This is a genomic window from Streptomyces sp. NPDC058637 (assembly GCF_042717325.1).
In the GTDB taxonomy this organism is placed as follows: Bacteria; Actinomycetota; Actinomycetes; order Streptomycetales; family Streptomycetaceae; genus Streptomyces.
The window spans coordinates 123,667-145,909 of sequence record NZ_JBHXRD010000021.1 but is presented as its reverse complement, the minus strand read 5'-3'; the positions used below and the strand labels follow the sequence as shown (position 1 = coordinate 145,909).

13 protein-coding genes are annotated in these 22,243 nt (G+C 73.1%); 7 read left to right on the top strand and 6 right to left on the bottom strand.

The genetic code is table 11. The annotated features are described in order from the left end of the window. Window positions 1-96 precede the first annotated feature (96 nt). Both ACFWVP_RS22230 and ACFWVP_RS22225 read right to left on the bottom strand, forming a co-directional pair. Window positions 97-891: an ABC transporter ATP-binding protein gene (locus ACFWVP_RS22230; RefSeq protein WP_384499023.1), complete on the bottom strand. Its 795-nt coding sequence runs from the start codon at window positions 889-891 to the stop codon at window positions 97-99. Then, complete coding sequence (locus ACFWVP_RS22225) at window positions 884-1,825, bottom strand: ABC transporter permease (RefSeq protein WP_384499021.1); 942 nt, start codon at window positions 1,823-1,825, stop codon at window positions 884-886. The genes ACFWVP_RS22230 and ACFWVP_RS22225 overlap by 8 nt, the downstream gene beginning before the upstream one ends. Before the next feature lie 141 nt (window positions 1,826-1,966). On the opposite strand from ACFWVP_RS22225, the gene ACFWVP_RS22220 reads away from it, so the two are divergent. Beyond that, entirely contained in the window at window positions 1,967-2,578 is a 612-nt protein-coding gene (locus ACFWVP_RS22220) for a TetR/AcrR family transcriptional regulator (RefSeq protein ID WP_384499019.1), read from the top strand. On the opposite strand, the gene ACFWVP_RS22215 is transcribed toward ACFWVP_RS22220, so the two are convergent. After that, window positions 2,562-5,945, bottom strand: coding sequence for a CDP-glycerol glycerophosphotransferase family protein (locus ACFWVP_RS22215; protein ID WP_384499017.1), 3,384 nt, complete (start codon window positions 5,943-5,945; stop codon window positions 2,562-2,564). The genes ACFWVP_RS22220 and ACFWVP_RS22215 overlap by 17 nt on opposite strands. Window positions 5,946-6,046: 101 nt before the next feature. Between ACFWVP_RS22215 and ACFWVP_RS22210 the strand changes: the two genes are divergently transcribed. The 6 genes from ACFWVP_RS22210 to ACFWVP_RS22185 all read left to right on the top strand — a co-directional run bounded on the left by ACFWVP_RS22210 (window position 6,047) and on the right by ACFWVP_RS22185 (window position 17,463). Continuing rightward, a complete protein-coding gene (locus ACFWVP_RS22210) occupies window positions 6,047-8,062 on the top strand; it encodes a CDP-glycerol:glycerophosphate glycerophosphotransferase (RefSeq protein WP_384499016.1) in 2,016 nt (671 codons plus the stop codon). A 134-nt stretch (window positions 8,063-8,196) separates the two neighbouring features. Next, the gene (locus ACFWVP_RS22205; RefSeq protein ID WP_384499014.1) at window positions 8,197-8,931 is read left to right on the top strand and encodes a methyltransferase domain-containing protein; all 735 of its coding nucleotides are present in this window, start codon (window positions 8,197-8,199) and stop codon (window positions 8,929-8,931) included. A gap of 11 nt (window positions 8,932-8,942) precedes the next feature. After that, window positions 8,943-9,863 carry a TylF/MycF/NovP-related O-methyltransferase gene (locus ACFWVP_RS22200; RefSeq protein WP_384499013.1) on the top strand — a complete coding sequence of 307 codons (921 nt, stop codon included), beginning with the start codon at window positions 8,943-8,945 and terminating at the stop codon, window positions 9,861-9,863. A gap of 157 nt (window positions 9,864-10,020) precedes the next feature. Then, window positions 10,021-13,473: a CDP-glycerol glycerophosphotransferase family protein gene (locus tag ACFWVP_RS22195; protein ID WP_384499011.1), complete on the top strand. Its 3,453-nt coding sequence runs from the start codon at window positions 10,021-10,023 to the stop codon at window positions 13,471-13,473. Next, entirely contained in the window at window positions 13,470-16,331 is a 2,862-nt protein-coding gene (locus ACFWVP_RS22190) for a CDP-glycerol glycerophosphotransferase family protein (protein WP_384499010.1), read from the top strand. Before ACFWVP_RS22195 ends, ACFWVP_RS22190 begins: the two co-directional genes overlap by 4 nt. After that, complete coding sequence (locus ACFWVP_RS22185) at window positions 16,318-17,463, top strand: glycosyltransferase (RefSeq protein ID WP_384499009.1); 1,146 nt, start codon at window positions 16,318-16,320, stop codon at window positions 17,461-17,463. Before ACFWVP_RS22190 ends, ACFWVP_RS22185 begins: the two co-directional genes overlap by 14 nt. A gap of 83 nt (window positions 17,464-17,546) precedes the next feature. On the opposite strand, the gene ACFWVP_RS22180 is transcribed toward ACFWVP_RS22185, so the two are convergent. The 3 genes from ACFWVP_RS22180 to ACFWVP_RS22170 form a co-directional block, all read right to left on the bottom strand. Continuing rightward, window positions 17,547-19,781 (bottom strand): CDP-glycerol glycerophosphotransferase family protein, encoded by a 2,235-nt coding sequence (locus tag ACFWVP_RS22180; RefSeq protein WP_384499007.1) that lies wholly within the window; start codon window positions 19,779-19,781, stop codon window positions 17,547-17,549. Between the two features lie 169 nt (window positions 19,782-19,950). Continuing rightward, on the bottom strand, window positions 19,951-20,847 hold the full coding sequence (locus ACFWVP_RS22175; protein ID WP_384499029.1) for a carbohydrate ABC transporter permease: 897 nt from the start codon (window positions 20,845-20,847) through the stop codon (window positions 19,951-19,953). Window positions 20,848-20,864: 17 nt separating this feature from the next. Next, window positions 20,865-22,241, bottom strand: coding sequence for a carbohydrate ABC transporter permease (locus tag ACFWVP_RS22170; RefSeq protein ID WP_384499005.1), 1,377 nt, complete (start codon window positions 22,239-22,241; stop codon window positions 20,865-20,867). Window positions 22,242-22,243 lie beyond the last annotated feature (2 nt).

Here is a 22,243-nt window from a genome sequence, read left to right as displayed (position 1 = left end):
GGCCCCACAGGCCCGTCCGGCGGCCGCGTCATTTCCCGGGCCCGCCGGGCGAGGCGGACCCGGCGCGCGAGGCGGACGAGGCGGGCCCGGGACGCGTCACTTCTTGCGGGACTTGGCGGGCGTCGTGAACTTCTCGTACGCGGCCACGACGTCCTCGGCCGGGCCGTCCATCCGCAGGGTGCCCGCCTCCAGCCACAGAGCCCGGTCACAGGTCTCGGTGATCGACCGGTTGCTGTGGCTGACCAGGAACACCGTCCCGGCCTCCTTGCGGAGTTCCATGATCCGCTCCTTGCTGCGCCGCTGGAACTTCGCGTCGCCCGTGGACAGCGCCTCGTCGATCAGCAGGACGTCGTGGCTCTTGGCCGCCGCGATGGAGAAGCGGAGCCTGGCCCCCATGCCGGAGGAGTACGTGCGCATCGGCAGGGTGATGAAGTCGCCCTTCTCGTTGATGCCGGAGAAGTCGACGATGCCCTGGTAGCGCTCGCGGATCTGTTCCCGGGTCATGCCCATGGCCAGACCGCCGAGTACGACGTTGCGCTCCCCGGTCAGGTCGCTCATCAGGGCGGCGTTCACGCCGAGGAGCGACGGCTGGCCCTGGGTGTGCACCCGGCCCCGCGACGGGGGCAGCAGGCCCGCGATCGCCTTGAGGAGCGTCGACTTCCCGGATCCGTTGGAGCCGATCAGACCGATGGCCTCACCCTTGTACGCGGCGAAGCTGACGCCCTTCACGGCGTGCACCTGGCGTGCGCCGCGCGGCTGCCCGCGCGACACGATCCGGTTCAGGGCGGAGGTGGCGCTGCCCTTCCCGGTACGGGCGCCGTTGACGGTGTAGGTGATGTGCACGTCGTCGACGACGACGGTGGGCACACGGGTGTCGGGGGTGTCAGCCACGTCCGTACCGCTCCTCGGCCTTCCAGAAGTACACGAAGCCGCCGATCCCGCAGACGAGCGCCCAGCCCGTCGCGACGGCCCACACGTGCGGGGGCAGTTGCGCCCCGGTGAAGCTGTCGATCAGCGCGTACCTCACCAGGTCGATGTAGACGGCGGCCGGATTGCACTCCAGCGCCAGCAGGACCCACCGCGGGACCCGGTCGCCCGTGAGCAGTGTGTCCAGGCTCCACATGACACCCGAGGCGTACATCCACGTCCGCAGCACGAACGGCGTGAGCTGGGCGATGTCGGGGGTCTTCGAGGCCAGCCGGGCCATGACCATGGAGACCCCCGTGTTGAACAGGGCCTGCAGGGCGAGTGCCGGGATCGCGAGCAGCCAGGACGGCCGCGGGTACTGGCCGAAGACGAGCAGGATCATGAAGAGCGCCCCCAGCGAGAACATCAGCTGCTGGAGCTGCTGGAGGGCGAGCGCGATCGGCAGGGACGCGCGCGGGAAGTGCAGGGCGCGCACGAGCCCGGTGTTGCCGCTGATCGCCCGGGTCCCGGCGGTGATCGAGCTGGCGGTGAAGGTCCAGATGAAGACACCGGTGACGAGGAAGGGCACGTAGTCGGGGACTCCGTGCTTGGTGTTCATCAGGACACCGAAGATGAAGTAGTAGACCGTCGCGTTCAGCAGCGGGGTCATGATCTGCCAGACCTGGCCCAGCTTCGCCTGGCTGTACTGCGCGGTCAGCTTGGCGGTGGCGAACGCCGTGATGAAGTGCCTGCGTCCCCAGAGCTGCCTGACGTACTCCCCGAGCGTGGGCCGGGCGCCGCTGACGGTCAGCCCGTGCCGGGCGGCGAGAGCGGCCAGCTCGCCCGGTTCGTACACGGGGAGGAGGGCGGGAGAGGCGGGGTCCACCGGGGCCGGCGGTGCTGCTGTCTGGCTCACCACGATCGCTTTCGACGGGGGCAGAGGGAACGGGGCGTACGGAATCGGACCGATGGGACGGCACCGTATCGTCGCAACGCTGACAGTAGGACGTTTGTGCGTCGCAACGCAACCGTTTCGTCGTTACGGTCTATCATTCGGGCCATGACCACCCAACGGCGAACCGGGCGCCGCACCCCGGCAGGTGCCGCGGTGCTGCGCGAGGACGTGACCGACGCGATCCGCGGCGCCGTCTTCGAGGAGCTGGCCGCGGTGGGGTTCGCGCGGATGTCGATCGAGGGCATCGCCCGGCGGGCGGGTGTGGGCAAGACCGCCGTCTACCGCCGCTGGAAGTCCAAGCTCCACCTCGTCCTGGACCTGGTCGCGGCCGTCGCCGCCCAGGGCATGCCGGCTCCGGCGACCGGCTCGCTGTACGGGGACGTGCGCGCCGTGCTCGAACTGGCCGCGTACGCCCTGCGCCATCCCGTCGCCTCCCAGGTCATCCCGGACCTGCTGGTCGAGGCGGCACGCAGTCCGGAGATCTCCGACGCCATCAAGGCCGCCCTGCTCGACCAGCAGCAGGGCGTGGCCGCCGTGGTCGTACGGGCGGCGGTCGCCCGCGGTGAACTCCCCGAGGGCAGCGACCCGGACCGGGCGCTGGACCTGATCGTCGGCCCGCTCTACTGGCGCCTGGTCGTGGTCCGGGGCGACCTGCCCAAGGGGTATCTGGACGACCTCGCGCACTCGGCCGTCGCGGCCCTCAGGAGCGGTCGCTGAGCAGCCGGTCCGCGACCCGTCCCGCGGCACCGCCGTCACCGGGGCCGCAGTGGTCCCGCCGGAAGGCCGCGTACGCCTCCGTGTGCGCGGCGGCCGACTCCGGGAGCGCCCGCAGTGCCCCGGCGACCTCGTCCGTGCCGGTGAGCAGCGGGCCCGGTGCGAGGGCCTCGAAGTCCAGACAGAAGCCGCGCACCGTGTCCCGGTAGTGCTCCAGGTCGGGGGTGTGGAACAGCACCGGGCGGCCGGTGTGCGCGAAGTCGGACACCAGGCCCGTGTAGTCGGTGACCAGCACGTCCGCGATCAGCAGCAGCTCGGCGGTGACCGGGTGCGCGGAGACGTCCCGCAGCGCGGGGCCCTCCGGCACACTGCCCGTGACCCGCGGGTGCCTGCGGACGAGCACCGTGGTGCGGTCGTCGAGCGACCGCACCAGCGCGGGCAGATCCAGGGCGGGCTCCCAGCGGTACAGCCGGGACCGGCCGCCGGGCACGCTGCCCGGCGGGTGCGCGAGCTGGTCGCGGTACGTCGGCGCGTAGAGCACCACCCGGTGGCCGTCCGGGATGCCCAGCCGACCGCGTACCCGCTCGGCGGTCTTGTCCCGGCCGGGCGCGCACAGCAGGTCGCCCGCGGGTGAGCCCGCCTCCAGGACCTCGCCCCCGTAGGCCAGCGCACGGCGCAGGTGCGGGGTGGCGAACGCGCCGGGGGAGACCAGGACCGACCATTGGGCGGAGCGGTGCGGCAACGAGGCGAGGTCCTGGTGGTCGGCGTACAGGGTGCCGGTGAGGTCGAGGCCGAACCGGCCGAGCGGGGCGCCGTGCCAGGTCTGCACGACCGTCTGGTCCGGGCGCCGCTCGAACCACACGGGCAGCTGCCCCGCTGTCACGACGCGGCGGGCCCGCGCCAGCGCCTCGTACCAGGCGGTGCTGCCCGCCACGACGGGGACGGCGGCGGGCGGGACCTGTGCGGCGGCGCGCGCGGACCCGTCGGTGACCCACAGGTGCTCGACGTCCGTGCTCCGGCGCACGAGCTCGGCGTGCACGGCGCGCGGGGAGTCACCGCCCGTGTGCCCGCCCGCGTAGAGGACGACGTCACGCAGCGGGAGCCGACGCTGCGCCGGGTGGTACGCCGTACGCAGGAGGCCCTGGCGGTACGCGCCCCGTTCGGTCTCGCCGAGCGCCGGCTCCGCGTGCACGGTCAGCCGGTCGCCGTGACGGCGGTCGGCCCGGAACCCGGCGGCGGAGCGCACCGGCAGCCGGGTGGCGAGCGCCGCCGCCACCCGCACGGGCCGGCCGTCCAGACACACCTCCCAGTCGCCCTCGCGCGGCGGGCGCGGGAGCCGAGCGGCGAACCGGCCTCCCCGGTGGTCGACGGAGCCTTCCGCCAACGGCTCCACGGGAACGGTCAGGGTCTCGCCCAGGGTGCTGTGCCGCAGGACGAGCGCGCCGGAGACGTACGGCGCGCCCTCGACGCGCAACCCGCCGTCCGGTTCCTGCCTGACTCGGTCCACGAACGGGTGACCGGCCGGCTCCAGCACGAGATCGCCCTCCGCGTCCGCCAGGGCCGGTGGCGGCAGGTCCGGGGCGGCGGCCAGCGGGACGCGGACGCCGTCGGTCACGAGGGCGGCCCGCCATCTCACCCCCTGGCCGGGGGCGGCGGGCCCCTCAAGCCCCGGGAGTTCCGCGACGGGGATGCCCACCGTGAAGCACCCCCCTTCCACGTACCGCACGGGGAAGGCGCGCTCCGGTGCCCCGTCGCGGGTCAGCGTCAGGGCCGTCGGCCGGGCTGCGGGCCCGTACAGCCGGCCCGACAGTTCCAGGGTTTCGCGCCCCCCGTCGTGTGCGAGGGCCAGGGCGGGCAGTTGGGCCACGGTCAGCCGGAGCCGGCCGTCCCGGTAGCCGAGCACCGCGCGCCGCCCCCCGCCCAGGTCGTGGACGAGCGGCTGGGCCGCGGCCGCCTCCACCGCGCGCAGGGCCGCCCGCCGTACGACGCCGTGTCCGGCCACCACCACGCCCACCAGCCAGGTGCCCGGACCGACGCGCCCCGGGTCGAGGACCATCTCGAAGCCCGCGTGGTCGTAACAGTGCAGCTCCTGACCGGAGTCGGCGGTCGCCTCCGGCATCCGGACCGTGCGCACCGGCACGGGCCTCAGCCGTCCCCCGCCCGCCTCCCGCACCAGCCCCGCCTTCAGCGCGTGACGCGCCGAACCGGCGGGGAGGTTGCGGACGTACGCGTATCCGCGCAGCCGCAGCTTCCCGTCCGCGCCCCACGACGCCTCCGTCAGCCGCGCCACGGCCGGCAGATCACCCCGGCCGAGCCGCGCACCGGCTCCCGCGACCCCCGGGTGCACCGCCCGCCGCCGCCCGGGCGGCCCCTCGACCGCGAACGTCCCCGTCCCGTTGGCCCGTTCGAACGTGAGGACGGCCAGCAGCTCGTCCAGCCTGCGCTCCCGCACCAGCCGCCACCTGACGCGCGCCTCGACGGGCAGCCCGTCCAGCACCGCGCCGCCCGCCCGGTCGAGGAAGGCGCCCGCGCCCGCCATGAACGCCGCCCGGTAGGCGGGGCCGCCCATCGGCAGCCCCTCCAGGAAGTACACGAAGTCGTCGCGCAGACAGGACGTGTCGTACCGCCGCCGCTGTTCCGGATCACGGTCCGCCAGGAACGCGCTGACCTGCTCGCAGGCCGCGATCCGGTCCCGTACGCCCCGCACGTCCGTACGCCGCCGGGTGATCGAACCCTCGCGCACCCGCCAGCAGTAGACGTGCTCTCTCAGCACGTCCACCGATCCGGCGAGGTGGTGCGCCGGGATCATCACGGGCGTGTCCTCGTAGAGCTTGCCCACCGGGAAGACGAACCCGTGCCGGTCCCAGAACGAACGCCGGAACACCTTGTTCCAGGCGACCCGGTCGGCCAGCAGCCGGGCGTCGCGGGTGATGTGGGTGCGGGGGCGGTCGGCGGTCAGCCAGCGGTACTGCCACGCCTGCTGCCGCCCCTGCGCGGTCAGCCGCCACACATTGCCCGTCACCAGGTCCGAACCGGTCGACTCCAGGGAGGCCACCATCCGTTCGTACGCGTCGTGGACGACGACGTCGTCGCTGTCCGCGAACGCGAGGTACGGAACGCCGGGAGTGGTGTGGGCGACGCCCGTGTTGCGTGCCGCGCTCAGCCCCGCGTTGGGCTGGTGGACACAGCGGAAGCGGCCGTCCCGGGCGGCGAAGTCCTCCGCGATCGCGCGGCTGCCGTCCGTCGAGCCGTCGTCGACGAGGATCACCTCGACGGCCTCCAGCGACTGGCCGGCCAGTGAGTCGAGGCACTCCGCCAGATACTCCTCGACGTTGTGCACGGGGACGACGACGCTGAGGAGTGGCTTCATGCACGGCTCAACCCGGGTGAGCGCCCCGAGTCACCGACGCTGACCCGAACGGGTGAACACGGGAAGGGCGCGGCGTGTGGTCCGCACTACGCTCGGCTGCCATGCTCCTCAGTGTCGTCATGCCCGTCCACCGCGTTCAGGGGTACCTGAGGGCGGCGCTGGAATCGGTGATCGGCCAGTCGGTACGGGACTGGGAACTGATCGCCGTCGACACCGGCCCGCCGGACGGCGGCCCGGACATCGCCCGGGAGTTCGCCGGGCGTGACCCCCGGGTACGCGTGCTGCGCCCCGCGACGGGCTCCGAAGGGGCGGCGGGCTCCGGACACCTCGGCGCGGCCCGCAACGCCGGGGCCGCCGAGGCGCGCGGGACCTACCTGCTCTTCCTCGACGGGGACGACCTGCTGCTGCCCGGCGCGCTCGCGGAGATCGCCGCCCGGCTGGCGGCCGGCCACCCGGACGTGCTGCGCCTCGGCCACGACCGCGTCGACTGGTGGGACTGCACACAACCGGGGGACGCCCTGCCGGCGGCCCGGAACCAGCTCTTCCGCCGCGCCTTCTGGGCCGCCCACGGACTCCGCTTCACCGACGGCCCGTACGACGACGTCGTGCCCGTCCTCCGCGCGGCCCTCCTCGCCGCCGACGCAGGCACCCTCGCCGCCCTCGACCGGGTCTGCGTACGCCACCGGCTGCGCCGCGCCGGCACCTTCGCCACGACACCCGGCCGCGCCCACTTCGCCGTCATCGACGCCTACGCGCACCTGATCGCCGGGACCGGGGGCGACCCGCGCGTCCTGGCCGCGCGCTCCGCGCACCTGCGGGCCGTGCTCGACGACCCGGGCCGGATCGCCCCCGGCGACCGCGCGGCCTTCTTCCGGGCCGCCGGGCTCCCCGGCCGCTACGCCGCGCACCGCGTCAGGGAAGCCGCGCGCTCCCTGCGCACCCGGGCGCGGAGCGCCGTGCGCGCGGGCCGGAAGTCCTTGCGCGCCCGCGTGATGCGGGCCCTCTACCGCGCCGACCTGCACCGTCCGCTGGATCCCCGCCTCGCCGTCTACGGGGCGTACTGGAACCGCGGCGTCGCCTGCAATCCGGCCGCCGTCTACGCCAAGGCCCGCGAACTCGTCCCGCACATCCACGGTGTCTGGGTCGTCTCCTCCCGGCACCGCGACCGGATGCCGCCGGGGGTGCCGTACGTGATCGAGGGCTCCCGCGCCTACTGGCGGACCATGGCGACGGCCACCTACCTGGTCAACAACTCCAGCTTCCCCGGGGGCTTCACCAAGCGCCCCGGTCAGGTCTACCTGCAGACCCACCACGGGACGCCGCTGAAGACCATGGGCCTCGACCAGCGACCGTACCCCGCCCTCACCAACGGCGTCAGCTTCGAGCGGATCGTCGCCCACACCGACCAGTGGGACTTCAGCCTCTCCGCCAACCCGCACACCACCGAGATCTGGGACCGGACCTACCCGGCCGCGTACGAGCACCTGCCCGTCGGCTACCCGCGCAACGACGTCTTCTTCGACGGCACCGCGGAGCGGACCGCGAAGGCGCGGGCGGAGCTCGGCATCGACCCGGGCCGGACCGTCCTGCTGTACGCGCCGACCCACCGCGACTACCACCGGGGCTTCGTCCCCCGCCTCGACCCGGAGCGCCTGGCCGGGGAGCTCGGCGAGGAGTACGTGGTGCTCGTGCGGGCCCACTACTTCTACGGGCGTTCGGCCGGTGAGGCGGCGGGGGACCGGGTCGTCGACGTCACCGGCCACCCGTGCGTCGAGGAACTCTGCCTGGCCTCGGACGCGTTGATCACCGACTACTCGTCCCTGATGTTCGACTACGCCTGCCTGGACCGCCCGATCATCACCTACGCGCCGGACTGGGCCGCCTACCGGGCCGCGCGCGGCACCTACGTCGACCTGCTGTCCGGCCGCCCCGGGGACACCCCGGGAGCCGTCGCCACCACGGAGGACGGGCTGCGGGCGCTGCTGCGGACCGGGGCGTGGCGCTCGCCGGAGTCGGCCCTGCTGCGCGCCGCGTTCCGCGACCGCTTCTGCCCGTACGACGACGGGCACGCGGCGGAACGCGTGGTGCGGCGGATCTTCCCCGTCGAAACCGGGTGAAGTTCCGAGCCCCCGGCCCGAGCCCCGCGCCCCGGGCGTGGACGAAGCCCGCGTCACCCGTTCGGGGCGACCCTTCCGCACCCCGCCCTCGTTGTGCTCAACAGCGCGCGCACATCGCAACATCGGGAGGGCCCATGCACCGATCCGCCTACGAGCAGATGGAACTCTGCATCCGGGAGTACCTGCCCACGTCCCGCAGGCACCGCGTCGTGGACCTCGGCTCCCGGATCTCCGGCAAGCAGACCCGTACGCACCGGGCCCTGCTGGCGGGCCACGACATCGACTACTTCGGGGTCGACGTGCTCGACGGTCCCAACGTCGATGCCGTGATGACCCGGCCCTACCGGATCCCCGCCCGGTCGGGCAGCGCCGATGTCGTCCTCTCCGGGCAGGCGTTCGAGCACATTCCCTTCTTCTGGGTGTCGATGCTGGAGATCGCCCGGGTGCTGAAGCCCGGCGGGCACGCCTTCATCACCGCACCCTCGCGCGGTCACGCCCACGACGCGCAGGACTGCTGGCGCTACTACCCCGACGGCTTCCGCGCGATGGCCGCCCACTCCCGCCTCGAACTCCGCGAGGCGTACACGGACTTCCCGCCCACGAAGGGGATCTGGCACGACTACCGGTCCATCGACGCCAAGGCCGCCTACTGGGGCGACTCCGTCGGTGTCTTCCGCAGGCCCGAGCACCCCTCACGGCCGGTGGCCCGGCTGAGGGGCCGGCTGGCCGCGTTCGCCGTGCGGGAGACGGCGGTCTGGTGGGCCAACCGGGTCGGCGGGGTGGACCGGGTGCCGCTGCCGCGCCCGCTGGACGGCCGGGAGCGGTGCGGACGGCCGAAGAGCCCGGCGAGCGCATCAACGACAGGTTGACGAAAAGTGACATGAGTCGCAAAGCGCGCGTACTCTCCGGCCCCATGGCTTGGCGCAACGCCGTCAACGGCGTCCTTCAGCAACTCACCGGTTACCAGCTCAGGCGCACGACCGTGCCCGCTCCCCGCACCGCCCCGGCACCCGTCGTGCCGGATGCGACGGATCCGGCGAAGGTGACGGATCCGGCCGACGTGGCGGCGCGGACCGTACCCGGGAAGCCGGCCGCCGCGAGGAAGCCCGCGCCGAAGGCCGGCCCGCGGTTCCCGGCGGACTACGACGACGAGGCGAAGGACATCATCCGTGCGGTCAAGCCGTACACGATGACCTCCCCGGAGCGGCTCAACGCCTTCGTCCTCGCCACCCGGCACATCGTCAGGCACGGCATCCCGGGCGACATCGTGGAGTGCGGCGTCTGGCGCGGAGGTTCCATGCAGGCCTGCGCGAAGACGCTGCTGTCGCTCGACGAGACCGGGCGCGACCTGTACCTCTTCGACACGTACGAGGGCATGACCCCGCCCACCGACGAGGACCTGCGCCGCGACGGCAGGCCGGCCCGGGAACTGCTGGACGCCCAGGGCAAGGACCGCCCGATCTGGGCCGTGGCCTCGCTGGAGGACGTACAGGCCGGATTCGAGAACGTGCCGTACCCCAAGGACCGCATCCACTACGTGCGGGGCAAGGTCGAGGACACCGTCCCCGGACAGGCCCCGGAGCGCATCTCCATCCTGCGGCTCGACACCGACTGGTACGCCTCGACGAGGCACGAGCTGCGACACCTCTATTCGCGCCTGGTCAGCGGGGGTGTGCTCCTGATCGACGACTACGGCTACTGGCAGGGATCCCGCCAGGCCGTGGACGAATTCCTGGAGGAGACCGGCGAGCGACTGCTGCTCCTGCGGATGGACGAGGGCCGTATCGCGGTCAAACCCTGAAGCCGTCGCCGGACAGCGGTCGTCGCGAGCCCCGTTGCCTCCCCGGCACGGGGCTCGTTCGTCAAGAGGGTCCGGCGACAGGGCCCGGATCGCAGGAACCCCCAAGCAGCAGACCAGTTGACCGATGTCGTCCGCCCGGAAGGATCGTGCGCAGCGCATGGCACCCCGTCTCACCGTCGTCGTCCCGCTCTACAACGTCGAGGAGTACCTCGGAGCCTGCCTGGACTCGCTCGCCGAGCAGACCATGGCCGACCTCGAAGTCGTCATGGTCGACGACGGTTCGACGGACCGCAGCGCGGACGTGGCCCTGGAGTTCTCCCGGAACGACCCGCGCTTCCGGCTGATCCGGCAGGACAACGCGGGGCTCGGCGCCGCACGCAACGCCGGGGCCGCGCAGGCACACCCGGAAGGGGAGTTCCTGGCGTTCGTCGACAGCGACGACGTCGTCCCGCCCGGCGCGTACGCCCGGATGATCGGCGAACTCGACGCCTCCGGCTCCGACTTCGTGACCGGAAACGTCCTCAGGCTCCGGGCGAACGGCGCTCTCGAACAGTCCCCGATGTTCCGCAGGCCGATGGAGAAGGCCCGCCGGGCCACCCACGTCACCCGGGACCGGATCCTGCTCGGCGACCGCATCGCGTGCAACAAGGTGTTCCGCAGGGCCTTCTGGGACCTGCACTCCTTCGCCTTCCCGACCGGCGTCCTGTACGAGGACATCGCGGTCGTCCTCCCCGCGCACTTCCTGGCCGGCGGCGTCGACGTCGTCGAGGAGCCCGTCTACCACTGGCGGGACCGGGACGGCTCCATCACCACCCGGCGTGCGGTGCCCCGGGGCATCCGCGACCGGGTCACGGCGGTCACCACCGTCAGCAGGTTCCTCGCGGAACGGGGCATGGCGGAGGCCCGGGGGCACTACGACGCACACGTGCTCTCCGGCGACCTGTGGCTGTTCATGGAGGCGCTCCCGGACGGCGACGCGGAATTCCACGAGGCCTTCCTCACCCATGCCAACGCCTTCGCCGACACCGTCGACCCGGCCGTCCTCGACGCGCTGCCGCTGCACCTGCGCGTCAAGTGGCGGCTCATCCGGGAACGCAGGATGTCCGAGCTGCTGGCCCTCCTCGCCCACGAGTCCACCGACCGTGACACCTTCCACGTCCGGGGCCTGCTCCGCCCCCGGGCCCAGCACCCGGGCGTCGAAGGCCCCCTCCCGCGCCGGGTGGCCACGCTGTCCGCCGCGGACCTTCCCGTGCACGCGCACCTCACCGAGGCGGTGTGGCGGGACGGGAAGCTGCACCTCAAGGGCTACGCGTACGTCCGCAACGCCCCGGGCCGCTCGGCCGGCACCGGCTGGCTGCGGTCGGGCAGGCGGCTGATGCCCCTGCGGACGCGCACGACGGCGACGGACGAGGCGACGGCCGGATCGGGCCGCTCGCTGCACGACTACGGGCGCTGCGGCTTCGAGACCGTCGTCGACCCGGCCCGGATCGCCGCGAAGGGGACGGGGCGCGGTGCCCGCAGGGTGTGGAAACTGGAGTCCGTCGTCATCGGCGCGGGACGCCCGCGCAGGGGCCCCATGCGGCTGCTCGGCAACCCGGCCGCACCCGCCGTGCGGTACGTCGACGAACGCACCCGGATCGTCCCCGTACTCTCCGGCAACAAGCTGGAGCTGCGCGCGGAGCGGATCGACGCCGTGCTCGCCGGGCACCGGCCGACGGAGGCCGGGAGCGGGGTACGGATCACGGTGCGGGTCCTGGACGGGAGCGAGCCCACGGCCCTGCGGATCCAGGAGTGGCGCACGAAGGAGACCCGGGAGTTCCCGTTGGTGGTCAGCGGCGGGACGGACGGGTGCACCATCGTCGCCGAGGTGCCGCTCGACGCGTTCGGGCGCTCCGACGGCGACTGGGGCGTCCAACTGGTCGGCGGGCCGGACCGGCTGACGGTGGCGGCACGCCCGGAGACCGACGCCGGACGCTACCCGCTGGCCGGGGACCGGGAGGTGTACGCCGCGGCCAACCCATCCGGCGACCTGGTCCTCACCGACCGGACCGCGCAGCCCGTCGTCGGACGTGTGTCGTGGCCGGACGGTGGCGGCCTCGTCCTCGAAGGCAGCTGCCCGGCCGCCCCCGGGCAGCCGCTCGAAATGGTCCTGCGGCACAGCGGCCACCAGGAGGAGAGCGCCTTCGTCGTCGAGCGGACGGGGGAGTCCTTCCGTACGGAGCTCGTGCCCGGGGCGGTCGACGGCATCGGCGGCACCCTCCCGCTCGCCGAGGGCCGCTGGTACCCCTTCCTCCGGGCACCGGGCGAGCGGGACCCGGAGCGCTACCTCCCGCTGCGCGTGGTGCACCAGCTCCACGCGGGGCTGCCGCGGGGCCAGGAGTCCGGCGGGCGCCGCTTCACACTGGAGCGGCGCTTCCACGACCGGCTCTGCCTGGAGTCCGGCAGCATCCTGCCGGCGCGGGACCGGGGAGCGTACGGGCAGCGCCGGCTGCGCGCCGGATACGCCGGCGCGCGCGGCGGTGAGCTGCGTGAGGCCGTGCTGTACTCCAGCTTCGACGGCCGCCAGTACTCGGACTCGCCCCGCGCCGTCCACGAGGAACTGGCACGTCGCGCCACCGGCGTCGAGCACCTCTGGGTGGTGCGCGACCAGCAGGCCGCCGTGCCCGCCGGGGTCCGCGCCGTGGCCCTGCACAGCGCCGAGTGGCACGAGGCGCTGGCCCGCAGCCGCTGGATCGTCACCAACACCCAGCTGCCCCAGTGGTTCGAGCGGGCCGACGGCCAGTTCGTCGTCCAGACCTGGCACGGCACCCCGCTCAAGCGCGTCGGCCGCGACCTGGAGGGCAGTCCCCACGCGGACACCGCGTACATGGCGTCCATGCCGCGCCGCGCCGCCCAGTGGAGCGTGCTCGTCTCGCCGAACAGCTTCTCCACACCCGTCCTGCGCCGCGCCTTCGGTCACACCGGCGAGGTCCTGGAGTGCGGCTACCCGCGCAACGACCTGCTGTACGCACCGGACCGGGCGAAGGTCGCCGCCGCCGTACGGCAGTCGCTCGGCGTGACCGACGGCCGTCGCGTCGTCCTGTACGCCCCCACGTGGCGCGACGACGGCCCCAGGCGGAGCGGCCGGTACGGGCTCGATCTCCGACTGGACCTGGAACAGACGCGGAAGGCGCTCGGCGACGACCACGTCCTGCTGGTGCGCCGCCACTACCTGGTCGGGGGGAGCGTCCCGGAGAGCGACTTCGTCCGTGACGTGTCGCGCCACCCGGACGTCGCCGAGCTGATGCTGATCAGCGACGCGCTGGTCACGGACTACTCGTCCCTGATGTTCGACTTCGCGCAGACCGGCCGGCCGATGGTCTTCCACACCTACGACCTGGAGCACTACCGCGACACCCTGCGCGGCTTCTGCTTCGACTTCGAGAACCTGGCACCCGGCCCGCTGACCCCCACCACGGCCGGGGTCGTCGAGGCCCTGCGCGACCCGGAGGCCACGGCCGCCGCCTACGAGGAGGCGTACGAGCGCTTCCGCGAGTCGTTCTGCGACTTCGACGACGGGACGGCGGCGGCCCGGGTCGTGGACCGCATGCTGAAGGGGGACCAGCCGTGAGCGCCCCCGACTTCAGCTGTGTCGTCACCGCGGCCCCGGGCGGGGAAGCGGCCCTGCGGGCCTCCGTGGAGTCCGTGCTCGACCAGACGCTGCGGGCCGTCGAGGCCCTCGTCGTCCTGCCCGCGGACGGCGGCCCGGCCCTCCGCACGGCGGCCGTGTCACTCGCCGGGCGTTCACCGGACCGGGTGCGCCTCCTCGACGCCGACGCCCGCGCGGACCGCGTCGCGGCCCTCCGCAACACGGGTCTGGACGCGGCCCGGGGCACCTACGTCCTGGTGCTCGGCGACGGCGAACGCCTCCAGGAGCACGCCTGCCGCAACCTCTGGGACGCCGGCGCGCGCACCGGCGCCGACCTGGTCGCCGGGCGCTGGAGCCGGCTCACCGGGGACGGGGACAAGGAGCGGGAACCGCCCTGGCAGCAGCCGCTGTTCGAGCGCTCCCGTGCCGTCGGCGGACTCGCCGACGCCCCCGGGCTCGCCGTGCACGACGCCCTGGTCACCGGCTTCTGCCTGCGCCGGGAGGCACGGGAGCGGCACGCCCTGCGCTACGGCGACGGCCTCACCCGCAGCGAGATCCTGTTCGGCCCCGAGGCCGCCGAGGCGGTGGGCCGGATCGCGCTCGTCCGCCGCCGGATCGTCTCCGGACACGGCGTCCCCGACGACGGCCGCGACCTCGCCGGACTGGTCGAGGCGCACCGCGGGGTCGGCCACCTCCTGGCTGCGCGGGGCCGGGCCGGGCTGTGCGCGGCACGTGACGAGGCGTTCCTGCACGACCGCCTCGTACCGCTGGTGCGCACCTTTCCGCTGCTGCCCGCCGCCGAGCGGGACCGGATCGCCGCGACGGCCGCCCGGGTGCTCCCCGACAGCGTCCCGGAGCCGGCCCTGCTCACCCTGCCGCCCGCCGAACGCGCGGCCGTCCGGCTGCTGGAGCGCGGTGACGCGGACGGGGTGCTCGCGGCGGCGTACGCGCTGCGCCGACGGGGCACCGTGGCCGCGCCGCTCACCGTGGCGGACGACGGGCGCGTGTACTGGCCTGGCGGGGAGGCGGACCCGGCGCTCGACGTCACCGGACTGGGGCACCAGCACCGCGTGTTCGGCGAGCTGCGGCTGATGAACCGGCTCACCCGCTGCGAGACCGACGGCCGCCGGGTCCTGCTGGAGGGCCACCTCGTGCTGCCCGCGCACACCGGCCCCGGACCGTCACCAGTGGCGCATCTCGAATTCCGCGTACGGGACGGTTCCCGCGCCTTCCGCGTGCCCGTGGACGAACTGCGGCGCGGGGCCACCGGAATCCACTGGAGCACCCGCGCCGACCTCACCCGCGCGCTGCGCCCCCTCGGGGTCCGCGACACCGTGTGGGACGCCCGGATGGTGGTGGAGGACGGCCGGACCCGCGCGGTCAGCGACCTCTTCGCCGCCCACGACCTCGTCGGCCCGGCGGACCGGTTCCGCGCCCTGCCCAGGCTCGGCCCGGCGGCCGGGGACACCTGGCAGCCCTACGTCACGCTCAAGGACCACCTCGCGCTGCGCCTCGAAGCGCACCGCCGCCCCGCCCGCACGGCCGGGCGCCTGGTCCACTACGCCACCCACTTCCGCCCCGCGCGCCGGGCCCGGCTCCTGCTGCGGAGCCTGCGCAGGCGCCGCGACCGGCTGCACGCCCGGGGGTTCAAGGTCTCCGTCTACCACTCCTGGCTCCTCCGGCTGCCCGTACGCAAGGGGTCCGTGGTCTTCGAGAGCCACATGGGCACCTGTTACGGCGACAGCCCCCGGGCCGTCCACGAGGAGGTGCGCGCGCGGGGCCTGCCGCTGCGCTGCGTCTGGTCGTACGACAACTCCCCCGAGGGCTTCCCGGCCGACGGCGCGCGGCTCGTACGCCGGTGGTCCTGGCGATATCTGTGGGCGCTGGCCCGGGCCGAGTACTGGGTCGACAACCAGGGCTTCCCCCAGCACCTCGCGAAGCCGTCCGGCACCACCTACCTGCAGACCTGGCACGGTTCGGCGTACAAGCGCATGGGCTTCGACGAGACCCGGGTGCGCCTGCTGAACTCCCCGCGGCGTGAGCGGCTCCAGCAGGCCGTGCACCGCTTCGACCACTTCCTCGTCCGCTCCGAGCACGACGTGCGCACCCTCGCCCGCGCCTACCGGCTTCCCGAGCGGACCCTGCTGCGCACCGGGTACCCGCGCAACGACGCCCTCCTCGCGGCCCGGGCCAGGGACGAGGCCGAGGGCCGGCTCCCGCGTCCGGCGCTCGCGGCGCGGCTGGGGCTGCCCGACCACCGCAGGACCGTCCTGTACGCGCCGACGTTCCGCGGCGGGCCCGGGAGGCACAAGCGGCGAGGGCTCCTCCTGGACGCGGCACGCTTCGCCGAGCGCTTCGGTGACGAGTACACCCTGCTGGTGCGGGCGCACTACCTGGAGGCGGCGAGCCTGCCCGTGTGCCCGCCGGGGACGGTCGTGGACGTCTCGGACCACCACGACGTGAGCGAACTCCTCACGCTCGCCGACGTCCTGGTCACCGACTACTCGTCCATCATGTTCGACTACGCGCTCCTGGACCGGCCGATCGTCCTGTTCGCGCCCGACCTCGACGCGTACGCCGCCGACCGCGGCAGCTACTTCGACCTGCGGGAGAAGGCACCCGGGCCGGTGACCGCCACCGAGGACGAACTCTTCGACGTGCTGGCCCGGCTGAAGGCCGCGGACACCGGCTTCCAGGAACGCCGGGCCGGCTTCGCCCGGGAGTTCGGCGCCTACGACCGGGGGGACGCGGCGCGGGCGGTCGTCGACACCGTCTTCGCCCGGTATCTGTCCGGAGCCACGAACACCGGTACCGGGAGGTCCGCCGATGAGCGGCCGTGACGTCTTCATCGTCTCCAACAGCACGGACGAACTCGGCGGGGTGACCGGCTGGATGCACCGGACCGCCCAGCTGTTCCAGCAGCGGGGCCACCGGGTACACACCGTCGGCATCCACGCCGCCGAGCTCAGGATGGCCCTGCCCGACCCGCCCGGATACCCCGTCACCGCCCTGTACCCGGCTCATCCGCCGACCCCCTGGGCGCCCAGGGGGGTGCGGGACCGCTTCCGGATCACGGCCCGGCGGAACGAGGCCGCGCGTGCGGCGGACAAGCGCCGGGCCGTCGGACGGCTCTCGGAGATCTTCCGCACCGCGGCGCCCGGGGGCGTGGTGATCGTCAGCCAGGTCTGGGCGATGGAGTGGGTCACGGAGGCGGACACCACCGGCCTGCGGGTCATCGGGATGAGCCACGAGTCCTACGACTACTCCCGGGCGAGCCACCGCTACCGCTGGATCAAGAGGCACTACGCGGGCCTCGACCGCTGGCTCGTCCTCACCGAGGCGGACGCCGACAGCTGGGCCGGCGACGGGATGAACAACGTCGGCTTCATGCCGAACGCGCTCGCCGCACTGCCCGACGTGCCCTCGCCCCGGCGCGAGAAGTCGGTGGCGAGCATCGGCAGGCTCACCGACCAGAAGGGCATCGACATGCTCCTGGACGCCTGGGCGCTGGTGGCCCCGCGGCGTCCCGACTGGCGCCTGGACGTGTACGGGGCCGGCGAGGACGCGGCGAGCCTCAGGGAGCAGTGCACCGGCCTGGGGCTGGACGGGTCGGTCGGCTGGCGGGGGCCCACGGACGACGTTCCGGGCGCGCTCGCCGCCTCCTCCGTCTTCGTCCAGTCCTCGCGGGGCGAGGGCTTCCCGCTCGCGCTGCTGGAGGCCATGGCGAGCGGTGTGCCGTGCGCGGCCTTCGACTGCGCGCCCGGGGTGCGTGAGATCGTGCGTGACGGCGAGGACGGACTGCTCGCGCCCGCCGGGGACATCGGCGCGCTCGCCGACCGGCTGCTCCGGCTCACCGGCAACCCCCGGCTGCGGGACGCGATGGGGGACCGGGCCAGGACCAACGTCCAGCGGTTCTCGGAGGCGGAGATCGTGCGCCGCTGGGAGGAGCTGTTCGCGTTCCTGGAACGCTGAGCCGGAGGCAGACGGTCGGAGGCCGGGGGTCGCCCCCGGGTGGAGGCCCCCGTGGGCGGGAGGATGTCCGCACCCCGGGGGCCTCACCCGTTCGTGTACTCCCGCACCGGCACCTGCCGGGGCACCCCGGTCGGGCCCCGGCTCGTCAGCGGTACGGGCAGCGGCAGCCCGGAGGTGTCGTCCAGGAAGACCCGGCGCACCACCCGCTCCGCCGCGTGCCCGTCGTCGTACGGACAGAACCGGGCCCGGAACGCCGCCCGCCGCTGCGCGGACCGGGGGCCGCGCCAGTGGTCCGTGGCGAAGATCTCGTGCAGCTCCTCCTGGTCGCGCGCCACCGCCCCGGGGGGGAACGCCTCCAGATCGAAGTACGTGCCGCGCGCCGCCTCGTACGCCTGCCTGTCCTCCAGATGGAGGACGACCGGCCGGTCCAGGTTGACGTAGTCGAACATCAGCGACGAGTAGTCCGTGACCAGCGCGTCCGAGGCGAGGCAGAGTTCCTCGACGGACGGGTGGGCGCTGACGTCGATGATCCGTGGATGCGGGGTGCGCCCGGCCGTGGTCCTGGCCGCCTCGTCCAGATAGTGCGAGCGGGCCAGCACGACGAAGTGCGGCCCCAGGACCCGGACGAGCCGGTCCAGGTCCAGGGAGTGGTGCTGGTCGCGCCGGTAGTCCCGGTGGGTCGGTGCGTACAGCAGGGCGATGCTGCCGGGCGGGACGGCCAGGCGCTCGCGCAGCCGCGCGATCTGGGCGGGGTCCGCGCGGTGGAACACGTCGTTGCGCGGACTGCCGTACTCCAGCGTGGTGTAGCCGGAGGGGTAGGTGCGTTCCCACACGAGCGTGGAGTGCTGGTTGGCGGACAGCGAGTAGTCCCACTTGTCGGTGTTGCGGAGCAGCTGCTCGAAGTCCATGGAGCCGGCCGCCGCCGGGCGGTGCGCGAGATCGGTCCCCATGGTCTTCAGCGGCGTCCCGTGGTGGGTCTGCAGCAGTACCTGGCCCCGCCTCTTCGCCAGCCGGCGATCGAAGTTGACGTTGTTCACGAGGTACCTGGAGCGGGCCAGGGCCGTCCAGTAGGCGAACGTCCCCGGGTGCAGCACGCGGGTGGCCGCCGGGACGGTGTGCGCGTCCTCGGGGCGGCAGATCCAGGAGGTGCGCAGCCCGGGGACGAGCGCGCGGGCGGTGGCCTCCAGCGCCGCCGGGCTGCAGGTGTAGCCGCGGTGCCAGTAGGCCGCGAACACCGCCTCCCGCGGCCGTACGGGCAGCCGGAGCTGGACGCGGTAGTGCAGCTGGAGGACCGCGCCCCGCACCGCACGGCGCAGCGTCGTGGTGCTCCGGCGCAGCCGGCCGCGCAGCTGCTGCGCGGCCCACAGGGCGCGGTACGTGCGGTGTGCGCCCAGCCGGAACAGCGCGTGCCGCAGCCGGGTCCGGCCCGGTACGGGGGCGCCCGGGGTGCGGTAGCGGCGGCAGTGGGCGCGGGCCCGGCGGAAGAACGGGGCCCGGCTGCCACGCGGAAGCCGGGCGTGGGAGGTGTACAGCGTCGAGAAGTGGTCGAGCATCCGGCGGAACATCACCGGCCGCCAGAGCGCGAGTTCGGGGCGGGCGTCGATGAAGGCGAAGACCCGGTCGTACTGGTCGAACACGTCGAAGTGCCTGTGCGTGGTGGTGGAGAGGATGTTCCCCCGGCGCCGCTGGCGGTAGCCGACGCAGACCGCGTCCAGGACGGCGATCGATCCGGCGGCCATCAGCACCGGATAGGTCCAGGGGGTGTCCTCGTAGTAGCCGGGCGGGAAGGCGAAGCCCTCGGCCTCGACGAACTCGCGGCGGTAGGCCTTGTTCCAGACGACCATCAGGACCTTGAGGAGCTCGGGCCGTTCCGTGAGCCGGAAGGAGGCGGGGCCGGTCTCCGCGAGGTGGTGGGCGAAGGTGTTGCGTTCGCTCTCGCCCGACCAGTACGTACGGGCGTAGTCGTAGACCAGGACGTCGGGCCCGCCGGTGGCCTCCAGACGGTCGGCGATGGTCTGCAGCGCCTCGGGGGTGAACGTGTCGTCGCCGTCCAGGAAGAGCAGGTAGTCCCCGCACGCCCGGGCCACCCCGGCGTTCCGGGCGGGGCCGAGGCCGGCGTTGCGCGGGAGGTGCACGGCGCTGACCCGGGGGTCACGGGCGGCGTACTCGTCGGCGATCGGGCCACAGGCGTCCGGTGAACAGTCGTCGACCACGATGATCTCGTAGTCCTTGAAGGACTGGTTCAGCACGGAGTCGAGACACGCGTGCAGATACGCCTGGACCCGGTACGCGGGCACGATGACACTGAACCGGGGCACAACACATCCAGGGGTCGCTCGCGGGCGGGCAGGTGGCCCGCAAACGGCCGATGGAGTGACATGGTTACGCCGGATATGGCATTCGGGGGAACAGCGAGGTAGGGCGGCCCGGTCACGAGTGAACGGGCCGCCCTGGTGTTGACGAACGAATGTGCTGTGCCGGATCGCGTTACTTGACGGCGCCCGCCATCACACCGGACACGAACTGCCGCTGGAAGGCGAAGAACACCACCAGCGGAATCACCATCGAGACGAAGGCGCCGGGCGCCAGCACGTCGATGTTGTTGCCGAACTGGCGGACCTGCTGCTGCAGCGCCACGGTGATCGGCGGGGAATCGGAATCCGCGAAGATCAGCGCCACCAGCATGTCGTTCCACACCCACAGGAACTGGAAGATCCCGAGCGAGGCGATCGCCGGGCCGCCGAGCGGCATCACGACCCGGGTGAACACCCTGATCTCGCCGGCCCCGTCCAGCCGTGCGGCCTCCAGGAGCTCGCGCGGGATCTCGGCGAAGAAGTTCCGCAGCAGGAAGATGGCGAACGGCAGGCCGAACGCCGTGTGGAACATGATCACGCCGAAGGTGGTCTCGAAGATCCCGATCGTGCCGAAGAGCTCGGAGACCGGGATCAGGGCGACCTGCACGGGAACCACCAGCAGCCCGACGACCACCAGGAACCACCAGTCGCGGCCCGGGAACTCCATCCAGGCGAAGGCGTATCCGGCGAGCGAGCCGATCACCACCACCAGGAAGGTGGCCGGCACGGTGATCAGGACCGTGCTGAGGAGTGAATCGGTGATCGTCGAATTGTCCAGCAGCCGCTGGTAGTTGTCGAAGGTCAGCTCGGACGGGGCGGTGAAGATCTTCCACCAGCCGGTCGCCGCGATGTCCTCCGCCCCGCGCAGCGAGGACAGCAGCAGCCCGATGGTCGGCATCAGCCAGAACAGGGCGACCAGGACGAGGAAGACCCGCATGACCCCGCCGCCCGCACGGGCCGCGATCCGCGCGCCGAGAGGCGGCCGGACCTTCACCGGCTCGGGCACGGCATCCGTGGCCCGGTCCGACATCACCGGCTCGGTCGTCGTCATCGGCGTCCCTCCTTCCGCATCCTGCGGATGTTGAACAACATCACCGGGATCACCAGCAGCAGCAGGAGTACCGCGATGGCGCTGCCGATGCCCAGGTCCGCGTCCGTGCCGAACGAGGACCGGTACAGCTGGAGTGCCAGGACGTTCGCGTCGTCCTGGGAGGAGCCCGGCGCGATGATGAAGACCAGGTCGAAGATCTTCAGTACGTTGATCATCAGGGTGACCAGCACCACCGCCAGGACCGGTGCGAGCATCGGGACCGTGATCCGGCGGAACACCTGCCACTCGTTCGCACCGTCCACCCGGGCCGCCTCCAGGAGCTCGCGCGGCAGGCCGGCCAGGCCCGCCGCGATCAGCACCATGGCGAAGCCCGCCCACATCCACACGTAGCTGCCGATGATCCCGGGCGTCACCAGGGTCGGCCCGAGCCAGTCGACGCCGTTGTACGGCTCCCGGAAGTTGTCCGCCGGGAGCCGGATCTGTGCGCCGTCGGCCGAGGCGGGCAGGGTGAACACGCCGTCCGCGCCCGCCGTGGCCGAGGCGACGACCTTGCCGTCCCTGACCGCCTCGACCGTGATGCCCTTGAGGCCGAGCTCCTCGGGGTCGACGACATTGGGCTTGCCGCCCCCGCCCTTGGTGAAGTCCAGCCACGCGGTGCCGGTGATCTTCCCGCCGGCCGCGGTGGTCGCGGCCTTCGCCGGCCGGGCGTCGCCCGGCATCTTCGCGGGCGCCACCCCCACCAGCGGCAACCGCACCGCTTCACCGGCCCGGACGGGTTCCTTCGTGACGAAGGAACCGCCACCGCCCGCCTTCAGCGGGTGGACCGGGAGCGGATGCGCCTTCGGGAAGCCCGAGGACGCGGAGAAGGTGTCGTGCACACCCACCGCCACGGCGTTGGCGATCCCGCGCTCCGGGGCCTGGTCGTACACCAGCCGGAAGATGATGCCCGCGGCCAGCATCGAGATCGCCATCGGCATGAAGACGATCAGCTTGAACGCCGTACCCCACCGGATGCGCTCGGTCAGCACCGCGAAGATCAGCCCGAGAACGGTGGCGACCGTCGGCGCGAACACGACCCAGACGGCGTTGTTCCTGACCGCCGTACGGATGGTGTCGTCCGTGAACAGCGCCCTGTAGTTGTCGAGGCCCGCGAAGCCGGTACCCGCCTGGTCGAGGAAGGACCGGTAGACGGAGTACACGATGGGATAGACGACCAGTGCGCCGAGCAGCACCAGGGCCGGCAGCAGGAACGCCGCAGCGATGACCCGTCGGGTGCCGGTCACGCTCCTGGGTGTGCGGACGCGCGAGGGTCCGTAGGGACGTCGGCCGGCGGGGGGCGCCGGGTCGGAGCCCCCCGCTTTCACTGTGCTCATCC